This window comes from Halopseudomonas maritima (genome assembly GCF_021545785.1).
GTDB lineage: Bacteria > Pseudomonadota > Gammaproteobacteria > Pseudomonadales > Pseudomonadaceae > Halopseudomonas > Halopseudomonas maritima.
Genome location: NZ_CP079801.1, coordinates 1,694,635 through 1,707,680 on the forward strand (window position 1 = coordinate 1,694,635; position 13,046 = coordinate 1,707,680).

The 13,046-nt window shown below is 63.2% G+C and carries 15 protein-coding genes; 11 read left to right on the top strand and 4 right to left on the bottom strand.

The window, feature by feature from the left end; genetic code table 11:
• Positions 1–43 precede the first annotated feature (43 nt).
• On the top strand, positions 44–1,846 hold the full coding sequence (locus HV822_RS07760) for an acyl-CoA dehydrogenase (RefSeq protein ID WP_238873229.1): 1,803 nt from the start codon (positions 44–46) through the stop codon (positions 1,844–1,846).
• A gap of 92 nt (positions 1,847–1,938) precedes the next feature.
• Here HV822_RS07760 and HV822_RS07765 read toward each other — a convergent pair whose 3' ends face one another.
• Positions 1,939–2,496, bottom strand: a complete 558-nt coding sequence (locus HV822_RS07765) for a DUF4136 domain-containing protein (protein ID WP_238873232.1) — start codon at positions 2,494–2,496, stop codon at positions 1,939–1,941.
• Positions 2,497–2,816: 320 nt separating this feature from the next.
• On the opposite strand from HV822_RS07765, the gene HV822_RS07770 reads away from it, so the two are divergent.
• From HV822_RS07770 to HV822_RS07785, 4 genes are all read left to right on the top strand, one after another.
• The gene (locus HV822_RS07770; protein WP_238873234.1) at positions 2,817–3,647 is read left to right on the top strand and encodes a BON domain-containing protein; all 831 of its coding nucleotides are present in this window, start codon (positions 2,817–2,819) and stop codon (positions 3,645–3,647) included.
• Between the two features lie 106 nt (positions 3,648–3,753).
• Entirely contained in the window at positions 3,754–4,185 is a 432-nt protein-coding gene (locus HV822_RS07775; RefSeq protein ID WP_238873236.1) for a ferritin-like domain-containing protein, read from the top strand.
• Between the two features lie 96 nt (positions 4,186–4,281).
• The gene (locus HV822_RS07780; RefSeq protein ID WP_083728890.1) at positions 4,282–4,446 is read left to right on the top strand and encodes a DUF1328 domain-containing protein; all 165 of its coding nucleotides are present in this window, start codon (positions 4,282–4,284) and stop codon (positions 4,444–4,446) included.
• Positions 4,447–4,738: 292 nt separating this feature from the next.
• Positions 4,739–5,116: a carboxymuconolactone decarboxylase family protein gene (locus HV822_RS07785; protein ID WP_238873237.1), complete on the top strand. Its 378-nt coding sequence runs from the start codon at positions 4,739–4,741 to the stop codon at positions 5,114–5,116.
• 4 nt (positions 5,117–5,120) lie between these two features.
• Here HV822_RS07785 and hmpA read toward each other — a convergent pair whose 3' ends face one another.
• Positions 5,121–6,299 (bottom strand): NO-inducible flavohemoprotein, encoded by a 1,179-nt coding sequence (gene hmpA, locus HV822_RS07790; RefSeq protein ID WP_238873239.1) that lies wholly within the window; start codon positions 6,297–6,299, stop codon positions 5,121–5,123.
• Between the two features lie 142 nt (positions 6,300–6,441).
• Here hmpA and norR point away from each other — a divergent pair, with 142 nt between their 5' ends.
• Positions 6,442–8,004 (top strand): nitric oxide reductase transcriptional regulator NorR, encoded by a 1,563-nt coding sequence (norR, locus tag HV822_RS07795; RefSeq protein WP_238873241.1) that lies wholly within the window; start codon positions 6,442–6,444, stop codon positions 8,002–8,004.
• Here norR and HV822_RS07800 read toward each other — a convergent pair.
• The gene (locus tag HV822_RS07800) at positions 7,977–8,345 is read right to left on the bottom strand and encodes a glutaredoxin family protein (RefSeq protein WP_238873243.1); all 369 of its coding nucleotides are present in this window, start codon (positions 8,343–8,345) and stop codon (positions 7,977–7,979) included. The genes norR and HV822_RS07800 overlap by 28 nt on opposite strands.
• 95 nt (positions 8,346–8,440) lie before the next feature.
• Here HV822_RS07800 and HV822_RS07805 point away from each other — a divergent pair, with 95 nt between their 5' ends.
• From HV822_RS07805 to HV822_RS07830, 5 genes are all read left to right on the top strand, one after another.
• Positions 8,441–8,665 carry a DUF3820 family protein gene (locus HV822_RS07805; RefSeq protein ID WP_238873245.1) on the top strand — a complete coding sequence of 75 codons (225 nt, stop codon included), beginning with the start codon at positions 8,441–8,443 and terminating at the stop codon, positions 8,663–8,665.
• Positions 8,666–8,847: 182 nt separating this feature from the next.
• The gene (locus tag HV822_RS18165; protein WP_275419420.1) at positions 8,848–10,149 is read left to right on the top strand and encodes a methyl-accepting chemotaxis protein; all 1,302 of its coding nucleotides are present in this window, start codon (positions 8,848–8,850) and stop codon (positions 10,147–10,149) included.
• A 73-nt stretch (positions 10,150–10,222) separates the two neighbouring features.
• A complete protein-coding gene (gene wrbA / locus HV822_RS07820; protein ID WP_238873247.1) occupies positions 10,223–10,822 on the top strand; it encodes an NAD(P)H:quinone oxidoreductase in 600 nt (199 codons plus the stop codon).
• Positions 10,823–10,966: 144 nt separating this feature from the next.
• Positions 10,967–11,566, top strand: coding sequence for an NAD(P)H:quinone oxidoreductase (wrbA, locus tag HV822_RS07825; protein WP_238873249.1), 600 nt, complete (start codon positions 10,967–10,969; stop codon positions 11,564–11,566).
• Between the two features lie 125 nt (positions 11,567–11,691).
• A complete protein-coding gene (locus HV822_RS07830; RefSeq protein WP_238873565.1) occupies positions 11,692–12,456 on the top strand; it encodes an SDR family NAD(P)-dependent oxidoreductase in 765 nt (254 codons plus the stop codon).
• 17 nt (positions 12,457–12,473) lie between these two features.
• Here the strand turns inward: HV822_RS07830 and HV822_RS07835 are convergent, their stop codons facing one another.
• Entirely contained in the window at positions 12,474–13,037 is a 564-nt protein-coding gene (locus tag HV822_RS07835) for a TetR/AcrR family transcriptional regulator (protein WP_238873251.1), read from the bottom strand.
• Between the last annotated feature and the right edge of the window lie 9 nt (positions 13,038–13,046).

The following is a 13,046-nucleotide window of genomic DNA, read 5'->3' on the forward strand; positions in this document are numbered from 1 at the left end:
TGCTAAAAAGCACAACGTGTTTCACCCCGCCCACGAGGTCACCATGACTGACAAGCTGCTCAACGAACGCGAGCTGAACTTCCAGCTCTACGAAATGCTCGACACCGAAGCGCTGCTGGAGCGTCCGCGCTACGCCGAGCACGACCGTGCCGTCTTCGATGCCACGCTGGAAACCGCCCGCGGCATCGCTGCCGAGTTTCTCGCCCCGCACAACCAGAAGGGCGACGCCAACGAGCCGACCTTCGACGGCGAAAAGGTCACCCTGATTCCGGAAACCAAGGCTGCCTGGAACGCGCTGGCCGAAGCCGGTTTTCACGCTGCCCACCACGATATGGAAGACGGCGGCCTGCAGCTGCCCGAAGTCATCCTGCGCAGCTGCGTGGCCTACTTCAGCGCTGCCAACATCTCCACCTCCGGCTACTCCTTCCTGACCATCGGCTCTGCCAACCTGGTCAAGAGCTTTGCCAATGATGAGCTGCGCGAGCGCTTCCTGCCGCCGATGCTGGACGGCCGCTACAGCGGCACCATGGCGCTGACCGAACCGGGCCAGGGCTCTGCACTGGGCGATATTCGTACCACCGCCCGCCCGGCAGAAGACGGCAGCTACCGGGTGTTCGGCCAGAAGATGTTTATCTCCGGCGGCGACCACGAGCTGACCGACAACATCGTGCACATGGTGCTGGCGCGCATTGAAGGCGCACCGGCAGGTGTTAAGGGTATTTCCCTGTTCCTGGTACCCAAGGTGCTGGTCAACGAAGACGGCAGCCTGGGTGCGCGCAACGACGTTGCCCTGGCCGGTCTGCTGCACAAGATGGGCTACCGCAACACCACCTCCACCGTACTGAGCTTCGGTGAGAAAGACGGCGCGGTCGGCTATTTGGTCGGTGAGGCCAACAAGGGTCTGTCGTACATGTTCCAGATGATGAACGAGGCGCGCATTGGCGTTGCCCTCGGTGCCTCGGTGCTGGCCTATCAGAGCTACATCCACGCACTGGACTACGCCCGCGAGCGCCCGCAGGGCCGCCTGCCGGGCAGCAAAGACCCGCTGTCGGCGCAGGTACGCATCGTCGAGCACGCCGACGTGCGCCGCATGCTGCTACAGCAAAAGGTTTACGCCGAAGGCAGCCTGAGCCTGTGCCTGTACGCCAGCAGCCTGTTCGAAGACTCGCACACCGCGCCAACCGAGGCCGAGCGCGCGGACGCCGCCGAGCTGCTCGACCTGCTGATCCCGATGGTCAAGTCCTACCCGTCCAAGTACGGCGTGATCGCGTCCGATCTGGGCATCCAGATCCTCGGCGGCTCCGGCTATATCCGCGAATACCCGCTGGAGCAGTACTACCGCGACAACCGCCTGAACCCGATCCACGAAGGCACCGAGGGCATCCACGGCCTCGACCTGCTGGGCCGCAAGCTGGGCCAGCGCGGCGGCAAGGGCTATCGTCTGTTCCTCGACGCCGCACGCGCCAGCATCAATGAGGCCGCTGGCACCCAGCAGTGCGCCGGCCTGGCTGCCGCGCTGAACGACGCACTGGGCATTCTCGAGCAGCTCAGCCCGGAACTGCAGGCGCAGGTTGCTGCAGATGTGGACCTGGGGCTGGCCAACGCTACCGCGTATCTGGATCTGTTTGGCCGCGTTGTCGTGGGCTGGATCTGGCTGCGTCAGGCACTGGTGGCCGAACGCGCACTGGAGGCCGGCGCAGCTGACAGCGAAGCTGACTTCTATCAGGGCAAGCTGCACGCCGCGCGCTACTTCATGGACTGGGAGCTGGCCGGTCTGGCCAGCCAGGCACAGCTGCTGCGCGCCGGCAATCGCCTGACCTACGACATGCAGGACGCCTGGTTCTGACTTCAGGAGTGGCCGGCGGAGGGTTGTCGGCCTGATAGAAGGGAAAACGCGAATGGCGCCACGCATGCCATTCGCGTTTTTTATGCCCGGGCTCAGTAGGGCGGAAAGGCTTCCAGTACGCGGGTGGTCATGCGCCGGGCCTGCTCATCGCGCTTGGCCGGGGTCTGCGGCGAGGAGCTCAGGCGCTCGCTTTCGCTGCCGCGCCACAGCAGTCGACCACTGGCCGGATCCAGCAGGTCGATCTGCAGGGTGACTTCCTTGTACTCAGACGGGTAAGTCTGGATCGACGGGCCGCCCCAGAAACCACCACCCCAGCCCCAGTAACCGCCAAAGCTGGTGCTTACGTTTTCCTCGCGATTCTCCACCACGACATAGGCCTTGACCGACAGATCGGCGCTTTGCCCCTCCCGCACAGGGCGCAGGCCACGAGCGTCCAGCCCGTCGGTCACGGCCTGTTTAACTCGTTCAGCGGTCAGATCGCTGCTTAAACGCGGATCATCAGCGGGGGTAAAGGTGACCTTGGGCTCGGCCCATTGCCAGGTCTGGCTGGTGGAGAAGTCATAGCTGGTGTCGTAGTCCGGCTTGATGGTGGTCTGGCACGCCGCCAGGGCAAAAATACAAGGCAACAGAAGCAAATAATGAAAACGCATGTGATGTACTCCGATGATGATAATGCCGTTACGCCCGACGGCTCCCAGTGTAGCGCGGCAGCAGGCCAACTGCTTCCCGACCGCGCCCCGAATAGAGCCATTGGTCGCGCTTCCCTAAGACACCGAAAAAGCGTGCAAATTGCACGGCCAAATTTTGCGGGTCGTGCAATGCGCACAGGTCAAAAAGCCATCAAAAATACATAGATGATTGATTTACAAGGACTTAATAGAAAATAAAAAGCTGGCACGGGCTCTGCAATATTCCTGTCAACGGTCACCGATAGGCCGGATACGGACAACGCGAGACAGGAGAAACACCTATGAACAAGTTGAAAACCATTGCCATTGCAACCGCTACCGCCAGCGTACTGAGCATGAGCCCGCTGGCCGCGCACGCCGATGACGGTGACCTGACCGAGGCCCGCCAGGAAGGCTCTATCTGGACCGCCATCACCCTCAACCGTCACCTCAACCCCTTCAGCATTGATGTGGACGTCGAGAACGGTGTCGCCACGCTGACCGGTGACGTGGAAAGTGACGTCGACCGCGACCTGGCAGAACAGGTAGCCAAGGACATTGAAGGCATCCAGCGCGTCGACAACCAGCTGACCGTCAACCCGGACGCTGAGCGCAAGGAGAGCGCCGAAGGCAATACCCCGCTGTCAACCAGCTTCAGCAACGCCACCACTACGGCAACCATCAAGTCCAAACTGCTGTGGAACAGCAACACCGAAGGCCTGGACATTGATGTCACCACCAACAACGGCGTGGTTACCCTGAGCGGCACCGCCCAGAGCGACGCCGCCAAGGACCTGGCTGGCATGCTGGCCAAGGACACCGACGGCGTACACCGCGTGGACAACGAAATCCGCGTTAACGCCGATGCCACTGCCGCCGCCAAGGCACAGAACGCAGCCGACGACGCCGGTGAGGCCATCAGCGACGCCTGGATTACCAGCAAGATCAAATCCAGCTACCTGCTGAGCAGCAACCTGAGTGGCCTGGATATCTCGGTGGACACTAAAAACGGCGTCGTTACCCTGAGCGGCACCGTGATGTCCAGCGCAGAGAAGGATCTGGCTATCCAGACCGCTGAAAACATCAAGGGCGTGAAGGAAGTGACCGCAGAGAACCTGCGCACTGCCAGCTAAACACCAGGCCGGCCACACCTCGCCGGCCGCACCTCGCCGGCCACACCTTTCCGACGCTTGAAGCAGAACCGTTTTTTGTTAGGCAACCAACAGAAGGATACGGATCATGAGCACCAAGACTGACGAACTGAACGACCTGATTGAAGTCACCCGTGACGGCAAGCGCTTTTACGAGCACGCCCGTGACGAGGTTAAAGAACCCCAGCTCAAGGCCCTGTTCACCGACATGGCCCAGGCCAAAACCGACGTAATCACCGCCCTGCAGGGCAAGGTTGCTGCCAACGCCGACACCCCGGCCACCGGCGGCACCCTGACCGGCAAGCTGCGCGAAGTCTATGCCGACACCCGCGCCAAGCTGTCCAGCGACGAGGGCGCCACCTATATCGCCCAGCTGGAAGAGGCCGAGGACCGCATTCTGCACGCTTTTGAAGATGCCATGGATGCACAGGAACCCGACCTGCGCGCCGACGTGGCGCCGCTGCTGCCCAAGGTACGCGCCTGCCATGACCGCATGCGCGATCTGAAGAAAGCACAGTAAACAACACCCGGTCGCCGTCAGCCTTCCCGCTGGCGGCAACCAGAGAGATCAGGCCGGAGCGATCACGCCGCAGGCTTGCTGAAAAGGAGAAACACCATGCTTAGTTGGGCTATTACTTTCCTGATTATCGCCATCATCGCCGCGGTTCTGGGCTTCGGTGGCATCGCCGGCACCGCAACAGGGATCGCCAAAATCCTGTTCCTGGTCTTTCTGGTGCTGTTCATTGTCTCGTTCATCATCGGGCGCCGACCCAAGTTATAGCGGCCCACGCTGAATGACCCCGCACCCGCCATCATGGCGGGTGCTGTGGTATCCGCCCGGCAACTACACCGATAACAGGTGACAGCAACTCAGCCCCATGGCGCTGTCTGCCGGCGCCGACAGCATAGCCCCGCGCAAACATCTGCGGTGTTGGCGCGGGCCACACCGGCCCACCGCTCCAGCGCCACACCGAGCTATTGCCTACCAGCGGGGAAGTCATGGCAGCGCGAGCGTGCTACCCGACGGCGGGCGGCAGCCTGTTAAACTGCGCCCACTCACCAAGGAGCCCGCTATGAGCACGCAAAAACCCGAAGGCGTCCAGGTACGCCGTGAAGTCATGGGCGACGCCTTTGTCGACCGCGCCTTGAACAACGCCACCGAGTTCAGCCAGCCGCTGCAGGAGTTCGTCAACGAGCACGCCTGGGGCGGGGTGTGGAATCGTGAAGGGCTGGACCGCAAGACCCGCAGCCTGATCACGCTGGCCGCGCTGACTGCACTGAAGTGCCCGCAGGAGCTGAAAGGCCACGTGCGCGGCGCGCTGAACAACGGCTGCACGGTCGAGGAAATCCGCGAAGCGCTGCTGCACTGCGCGGTTTATGCCGGCGTACCGGCAGCCATCGATGCCTTCCGTGCGGCGCAGGAAGTCATCGACAGCTATCAGCAGGGTTAGGCCATCAGCCTTCGATGGACTCCAGCGGGCCGAAGAACTCGTAACGGATGTTGCCCGCCGCCACGCCCAGCGCCCGCAGACTGGCGTAACAGCTCTGCATGAAGGCCTTGGGGCCGAGCAGGTACACGTCAACCTCGCGCTCGGCGGGCAACAGCGCCGCCAGTCGCTGCTGATCGAACAAGCCCTGTGCCTTGTCCGCGTCTTCGGCCAGCGGCGCGCTGTAGACCACCTCGACCTGCAGCGCCGGGTAGTCCTGCTGCAGGGCGGTTACAGCACTCCCAAACGCCTGCTGCCGACTGTTCAGTGCACCATGCAAAAAGTGCACGGCGCGGCCGCGTTCCAACGCCGGACGCAGCATGCTCAGGGTCGGGGTGATACCCACGCCACCACTGAGTAGCACCAGCGGCCGCTCAGCGTCATTGAGCACGAAGCTACCAGCCGGCGCACTCAGCAGCAGCTCGTCACCAACCTGCACCTGGTCATGCAAGAAACCGGACACCTGACCGCCGGGCTCGCGCTTGACGCTGATGCGGTAGTAATCCAAGCCGGGGCGGCAGGACAGCGAATAATTGCGGCGCACGGTCTGGCCGTCGATCTCCAGCACCAGGCCGACATACTGACCCGGCTTGAAGGGGGCGAGCGCGCCGCCATCGGCCGGCTGCAGGTAGAACGACTCGATTACCTCGCTCTCGCGCTCGCGGCGCACCACGCGAAATGCCCGCTCACCACGCCAGCCACCTGAGCGCGCGGCGTTACCCGCGTATTCGGCCTCCTCGGCGGCAATCAGCAGCTCCGCCAGCTGACCGTAGGCTTCGCCCCAGGCGCCCAGCACCTCGTCGGTGGCGGCGGCACCCAGCACCTCGCGGATGGCCGCCAGCAGACACTCGCCAACAATCGGGTAGTGCTCCGGCTGAATACCCAGCGAAACGTGCTTCTGCACGATCAGCGACACCGCATCGCCCAGCGCCTCCAGCCGATCCAGATTAGCCGCGTAGGCCACCACCGCATTGGCCAGCGCCTGACGCTGGGTGCCTTTCGCCTGATGGCTCTGATTGAAGTACGCCTTGACGGCAGGGTAGCGTTCAAACATCAGCGGGTAGAAAACCCCGGTAATATCCGTTGCCCGGGCTTTGACTGCCGGCAGGGTAGCAGCAATGATGTCTTTACTGGCTGGAGATAGCATGATGAATCCTTATTGATGAGTATCCATCTCTCCATTGCAGTCTTCGTGCCAGAAAAATAGCATTTAAATTCAATACGTTATTTTCTATGTTGTGAAAATAACAACAAGCGGCGCGTGGTCATATCAACCACATGAAGTCATTATGACCAACACTGATATTCTGCTGACACTGAGCGCGGAGCTGTCCCGCGACACCCCGGCGCGCGCGCGCTTTGCGCGTCTGCTGCAGGGGCTGCGCCAGCTGATCCCCTGTGACGCAACCGCGCTGCTGCAGTTGCACGGCAACACCCTCATCCCACTGGCCGCGGACGGCCTCAGCCCCGACACCCTGGGGCGCCGCTTCGTGGTCGACGAGCACCCGCGCTTTGCACGCATCCTGCTCAGCCGCGAGCCAGTGCGCTTTGCCGCCGACTCACCGCTGCCCGACCCCTACGACGGCCTGATCAATGCGCCGCCCGAGCAACTGCATGTGCACGATTGCCTGGGCGTCGCCCTGTATCTGGATGAGGCACCCTGGGGTGTGTTGACCCTGGACGCCCTCGAGCCGGACAGCTTCGAGCGCATCGAGCCACAATTGTTACGCCGCTTTATCAGACTCACCGAGGCCAACATCAAGCTGGCGGACCTGCTGGCACGCCTGCAGCAACGCGCCGACCAGAACCGTCAGGTTGCGCAGGCGCTGAGCGACGAACTGGGACAACAGACACTGATCGGTCAAAGCAAGGCCATGCAGGCGCTGCAACTGGACATCGAGATGGTGGCGCACTCCGACCTGCCCGTGCTGATTACCGGCGAAACCGGCGTTGGCAAGGAGCTGGTTGCCCGCCAGTTGCACGCCGGCTCGATGCGCGCCGACGCGCCGCTGGTGTACGTCAACTGCGCCGCACTGCCGGAGAGCCTGGTAGAGAGCGAGCTGTTCGGCCATACCCGTGGCGCCTTTTCCGGCGCAGCACAGGCCCGCGCCGGACGCTTTGAGCTGGCCGATGGCGGCACCCTGTTTCTGGACGAGGTCGGTGAACTGCCCCTGCAGGTACAACCCAAGCTATTGCGCGCGCTACAAAATGGCGAGATTCAACGGGTCGGCAGCGACCATCAGCGCCAGGTTGATGTACGCATCATCGCAGCCACCAATCGTGACCTGCAGCAGGAGGTAGCGCGTGGCCAGTTTCGCGCGGATCTGTATCACCGCCTCAGCGTGTACCCGATCAAGGTGCCCAGTCTGCGCGAGCGCGGCCGCGACGTGCTATTACTCGCCGGTCACTTTCTTGAGCTGAATCGCCGCCGCCTCGGCCTGCGCGGCCTACGCCTGGAGCCCGCCACCCGCGACCTGTTACTGCGCTACGACTGGCCAGGCAACGTACGTGAACTAGAACACCTGATCAGCCGCGCGGCGCTCAAGGCGCAGGCCACGACAGAGCCGCGTCGCCTGTCGAGCATCGGCCCTGCTCAGCTGGATATCCACCTCGACGGCGAGGCACCCGCCGCCGCACCGGCACCCAGCATCCCGCTAGCGACGCCGGGCAGCACCCTGCGTGAGGCCACCGACGCCTTTCAGCGCCGGATGATTGAAGAGGCGCTGCTCCGTCACCACGGCAACCAGGCCGCTGTCGCCCGCGAGCTCGGGGTGGACCGAAGCAACTTCAGCCGCCTGCTGCAACGCCTGGGTATTGCCTCGGCTCACGCCGCAAAACGCTCCTCCAGGTAGGCGTTGATCGCGCTGGACTCATACAGCCAGCGAGTCTGGCCAGCCTCGTCAATGCGCAGGCAGGGTACCTGGATCTTGCCGCCTTCGGTTGCCAGCGTTTGCCGATGCTCGGCGTTGTTGGCCGCATCGCGCAGCTCGACCGGCAGGTTCAGGCGGCGCAGGGTGCGACGGGTCTTCACGCAGAACGGGCAGCCGCGAAACTGGTACAACGCCAGGTCGGCAGCGGCGCGATCAACCTCGGCCTGTGCCTCGGGTGTGCGCTGCATCGGCCGCGGGCGCGTGATAAAGCTGATAAAGATAACAAGCTGGCCGGCCAGCACCCGTAGCGCCTTGACGAACATGGCAATCCCCTGAGTTGAAATGTGCCGCGCAGGATACCCTGTCTCCCCTTGTCACCCAACATGACCTGACCAACGCAACGGGGCATAATCTCGCCATGAAGCCCGAAGACCTCCTCCTGCTGGTTACCCGCGAAATGCCGTACGGCAAGTACAAGGGTCGCCTGATTGCCGACCTGCCCGGTCACTATCTCAACTGGTTTGCCCGCGAAGGCTTTCCAAAAGGCGAGATAGGCCGCCTGCTGCAGCTGATGCAGGAGATCGACCACAACGGCCTGGCACCCCTGCTTGAGCCCCTGCGAACCCGCCCCCGCAGCACCTAGGGAAGCACCGATAATTCCACCGGGCGAGGGCATGAAGAATTGATTTGCGCCTCTATGGCATTCAATTGACGCCATAAATCTGTCTTTTCCGGTCAAAACGCGCTAACCACTGGACTTATTGGCCATGAGCCACTATTGATGGCTGGACAGGCCATTTGTGGTCGCATCAGGGAAGTGCTCTCATGTTTCGCAAACTGTTCGCCAAGGATACGGCGCGCCAGCAGACGCATTCTGCTCATCAACAGGCCTTTATAGACGCCATCCGGCACAACAACGCGGTCATCGAGTTTGCGCCAGATGGCACCATCATCGATGCCAATGACACCTTCTTACAGCTGGTTGGCTACCACCTGCATGAGATTCAGGGCCACCACCACGCCCTCTTCTGCCCGCCCGATTACGCCGCCAGCGAAGCTTACCGGCAGTTCTGGCAACAGTTGCGCGAGGGCCGCGCGCAGAGCGGCGAGTTTGCCCGTCTGGGCCAGGGCGGCCGGCGGGTCTGGTTGCAGGCCAACTACTTCCCGGTTATCCGTGAGGGTGTCACCGTGCGCGTGGTCAAGCTGGCCAGCGACGTTACCGCCAAGGCCAATCAGCGCCGCGAAACCCAGGCGGTGATCGAGGCGCTGGATCGCTCCCAGGCGGTCATCGAATTCACCCCCGCAGGAGACATCCTGCACGCCAACGACAACTTCCTGCAGGCCATGGGTTATCAACTGGAGCAGATCGTCGGCCAACACCACCGACTGTTCTGCGACCCTGACTTTTACAGCAAAAACCCGGACTTCTGGGATGAACTGGCGGCCGGGCGCTTTCGCTCCGGGCAGTTTCATCGTCTGCGCCGCGATGGCAGCGACATCTGGCTGGAAGCCACCTACAACCCGGTGTTTGACGCCAGCGGGCGCGTCGTCAAGGTGGTCAAGTTCGCCAGCGACATCAGCCAGCAGATCAATCAGACCAACTCCCTGCGCGACATTACCGGCGCCGTGCACGCTGCGGTGCACACCACCCTGCGTCACGCCGACGACGGCACCAGCGTACTCAGCAACGCGGTTGCTGCGGCCGAACGCATCAGCGGTGCGGTGGACAAGTCGGCGGGCTACGCAGCCGAGTTGGTGACCCAGTCCGGCCGCATCAGCGACATCGTCGGCACCATCAGCAGCATCGCCGAACAAACCAACCTGTTGGCCCTCAACGCCGCTATCGAGGCCGCCCGCGCCGGCGAGCAGGGCCGTGGCTTTGCGGTGGTTGCCGATGAGGTACGGCAACTGGCCAACCGGGCGCAGCGCTCCACCGTAGAGATTCGCGAGCTGGTCGAAACCAACCGCTCGCTGGCCAACCGCATGGGCGAGCAGATGCAGACTGCCAGCCACTGCGCAGGTGAGGGCGCGGACCTGGTGCAGCAGGCAGCCAGCGTGTTTGCCGCCGTGCGTGCCGACGCTAGCAGTCTGACCGAGCTGATCGAACCACGCGGCAACGCAGCCTGAAACGCCCGCACCATGGGCTATGCTGAACGCACGGGCGCACATCCGGCGCACCGGGCTGACAGAGGAGCCGCTCATGGCCAAGATGCTGGTGTTGTACCACTCGATGTACGGGCACATTGAAACCCTGGCGCAGGTTGTCGCCGAAGGTGCGCGACAGGTACCGGGGCTGCAGGTGACCATCAAGCGGGTACCGGAAACCATGCCTGAAGAGGCCTTCAAGGCCGCCGGCGGCAAAACCGATCAGGCTGCCGAGGTGGCCAGCCCCGGCGAGGTGGCCGAGTACGACGCCATCGTGCTGGGCACCCCGACACGCTTTGGCAACATGTCCGGGCAAATGCGCACCTTCCTCGATCAGACAGGCGGCCTGTGGGCCAAAGGCGCGCTGCACGGCAAGATCGCCAGCGTATTTACCTCCACCGGCACCGGCGGCGGGCAGGAAATGACCATTACCTCCACCTGGACCACACTGGCGCACCACGGCATGATTCTGCTGCCAATCGGCTACGGCACCAAGGAGCTGGCCGATATTGAGCACGGCAAGGGCGGCACGCCCTACGGCGCCTCCACCATCGCCGGTGGCGACGGCTCACGCCAGCCGGATGCACGCGAACGTGCCATTGCGCGCTACCAAGGCAAATACGTCGCCGGCATTACGCAAAAACTGTTTGGTTGAGCTACCTGCGGCAGCGGTCTGGGGTCAGGTCGCTGGGTGAAAAGGCACATTGAATTATGGTTATAATCTTATTAAGATTGCGACCATCATTTATTAGAGCAGCCGCTCAACGCCGCCTTTTCACCCACAGCAGGAGCAAAACCCATGGCCAGAATGCTGGTGCTTTACCATTCCATGTACGGACACATTGAAACCCTGGCGCAGGTGGTTGCCGAAGGCGCGCGCCAGGTCGCCGGCGTTGAGGTGACCATCAAGCGCGTACCGGAAACCATGCCGGATGACGCCTTCAAAGCCGCCGGCGGCAGAACCGATCAGGCCGCTGAGATCGCCAGCCCCGGCGAGCTGGCCGACTACGACGCCATCGTATTGGGCACGCCAACGCGCTTTGGCAACATGTCTGGCCAGATGCGCACCTTCCTCGACCAGACTGGCGGGCTGTGGGCCAAGGGTGCACTGCACGGCAAGGTCGCCAGCGTGTTTACCGCCACTGGCTCCGGCGGCGGCCAGGAAATGACCATCACGTCCACCTGGACCACCCTAGCTCACCACGGCATGATCCTGCTGCCGATTGGCTACGGCGCCAAGGAGCTGGCCGATACCGAGCACGGCAAGGGCGGCACGCCCTACGGCGCCTCTACCATCGCCGGCGGTGACGGCTCGCGCCAACCGGATGCGCGTGAACGGGTCATTGCCCGTTATCAAGGCAAGTATGTCGCCGAAGTGACGCAGCAGCTGTTTGGCTGACCGGGTTACAAGGTGCATAACGGTGTCGGCTGCGCCTGCAGGCGCAACGACCATCGCCCCTACCACCATGCTGCCGCGAGGCATGCCGGAGAGCGCTGGTGACCACCACAGACCCCCAAACTGCAATGATCACCGGCGCCTCCAGCGGCATTGGCGCCACCTACGCGCAGCGCCTGGCGGCGCGCGGCTACAACCTGCTGCTGATCGCCCGCAATGAAGCGCGCCTGCAGCAACTGGCCGCTGAACTCGCCGCCTGCCACGGCGTACAGGCGGATCTGCTGTGTGTCGACCTGGAGCAGCACAGCGGCATTGAGAAAGCGGCTGAGCGGCTGCGCAGCGACGCGCAAATCAGCCTGCTGGTCAACTGCGCCGGGGTCGCCCTCAACGGCGGCCTGGGCGAGGCGGATCTGGACAGCACCCACAGCCTGCTGCAACTCAACCTGCTGGCCCTGACCATGCTGTCCAGCGCCGCAGCGGTGCGGTTCAGCCTGGCCGGGCGCGGCGCCATCATCAATATCGGCGCGCTGGTTGCGCTGTCGCCGGAGCGCGGTAACGCTATCTATAGCGCCAGCAAAGCCTACGTGCTGAACCTCAGCCAAAGCCTGTGCAGCGAGCTGAGTGGCAGCGGGGTACAGGTGCAGGTAGTGCTGCCCGGTATCACCCGCACGGAACTGCTGGAACGCGCCGGCAGCTCACTGGCGCACATCCCGCCAAGCATGGTGATGGAAGTAGAAGACCTGGTGGACGCTGCCTTGCGCGGCTTTGATCAGGGCGAGCTGGTGACTATTCCTTCGCTGCAGGACAGCAGCGAGTGGCAGGCGCTGACCCAGGCCAGGCTGCAGCTGGCCCCCAACCTGTCACATAACCAGCCGGCAGCGCGCTACAGCTGAGGGCCACGGCCTGCCGTTCAGGCCGACTCGGTGAGCGCTTTCAACTGCTCGCGGGTGGTGCTCAGCAACTCGGTCGCCAGCGCTTCGTCCTTGACGCTACGCGACAGCAACAGTGAACCGACCATCGCCGAGAGCACCAGCATGGCCTGTGCGCGACTATCGTCACCGTGCAGCTTACTGGCGATGTTGTTCAGCCGGTCTTCCACCACCTCATCGGTAATCTCGCTCTGCTGACCACGCTGACCCAGCTCGGCGGACACCGTGGGTAGCGGACAGCCCACCCCCGGGTTGTGCCTGTGGCTGTCCGACAGGTAGGTGTCGATCAGCGCACCGAGCGGCACATCCGGGCCGGTGTGCATGGCGAGCGAGGTCTTCAACCCGTCTACCGCGTGGCGCAGAGCCTTTTCGACCAGTTCATCCTTGGATTTGAAATGCGCATAGAAGCCACCGTGGGTCAGGCCCAGCGCCTTCATCAAAGGCTGCAGGCCAGTGGCGCCCACCCCGTCGGCGCGAAAGCGACGGGCCGCCTCATCAAGGATCAGCTGATGGGTTTTGGCCTTGTGGTCTTCTGAATAGCGCATGACGCCTCC

What these genes read in the sequence shown, in the direction of transcription:
- HV822_RS07760 (WP_238873229.1), top strand. Translation starts at nt 44, where the DNA reads ATGACTGACAAGCTGCTCAACGAACGCGAGCTGAACTTCCAGCTCTAC.
- HV822_RS07765 (WP_238873232.1), bottom strand. Translation starts at nt 2,496, where the DNA reads ATGCGTTTTCATTATTTGCTTCTGTTGCCTTGTATTTTTGCCCTGGCG.
- HV822_RS07770 (WP_238873234.1), top strand. Translation starts at nt 2,817, where the DNA reads ATGAACAAGTTGAAAACCATTGCCATTGCAACCGCTACCGCCAGCGTA.
- HV822_RS07775 (WP_238873236.1), top strand. Translation starts at nt 3,754, where the DNA reads ATGAGCACCAAGACTGACGAACTGAACGACCTGATTGAAGTCACCCGT.
- HV822_RS07780 (WP_083728890.1), top strand. Translation starts at nt 4,282, where the DNA reads ATGCTTAGTTGGGCTATTACTTTCCTGATTATCGCCATCATCGCCGCG.
- HV822_RS07785 (WP_238873237.1), top strand. Translation starts at nt 4,739, where the DNA reads ATGAGCACGCAAAAACCCGAAGGCGTCCAGGTACGCCGTGAAGTCATG.
- hmpA (WP_238873239.1), bottom strand. Translation starts at nt 6,299, where the DNA reads ATGCTATCTCCAGCCAGTAAAGACATCATTGCTGCTACCCTGCCGGCA.
- norR (WP_238873241.1), top strand. Translation starts at nt 6,442, where the DNA reads ATGACCAACACTGATATTCTGCTGACACTGAGCGCGGAGCTGTCCCGC.
- HV822_RS07800 (WP_238873243.1), bottom strand. Translation starts at nt 8,345, where the DNA reads ATGTTCGTCAAGGCGCTACGGGTGCTGGCCGGCCAGCTTGTTATCTTT.
- HV822_RS07805 (WP_238873245.1), top strand. Translation starts at nt 8,441, where the DNA reads ATGAAGCCCGAAGACCTCCTCCTGCTGGTTACCCGCGAAATGCCGTAC.
- HV822_RS18165 (WP_275419420.1), top strand. Translation starts at nt 8,848, where the DNA reads ATGTTTCGCAAACTGTTCGCCAAGGATACGGCGCGCCAGCAGACGCAT.
- wrbA (WP_238873247.1), top strand. Translation starts at nt 10,223, where the DNA reads ATGGCCAAGATGCTGGTGTTGTACCACTCGATGTACGGGCACATTGAA.
- wrbA (WP_238873249.1), top strand. Translation starts at nt 10,967, where the DNA reads ATGGCCAGAATGCTGGTGCTTTACCATTCCATGTACGGACACATTGAA.
- HV822_RS07830 (WP_238873565.1), top strand. Translation starts at nt 11,692, where the DNA reads ATGATCACCGGCGCCTCCAGCGGCATTGGCGCCACCTACGCGCAGCGC.
- HV822_RS07835 (WP_238873251.1), bottom strand. Translation starts at nt 13,037, where the DNA reads ATGCGCTATTCAGAAGACCACAAGGCCAAAACCCATCAGCTGATCCTT.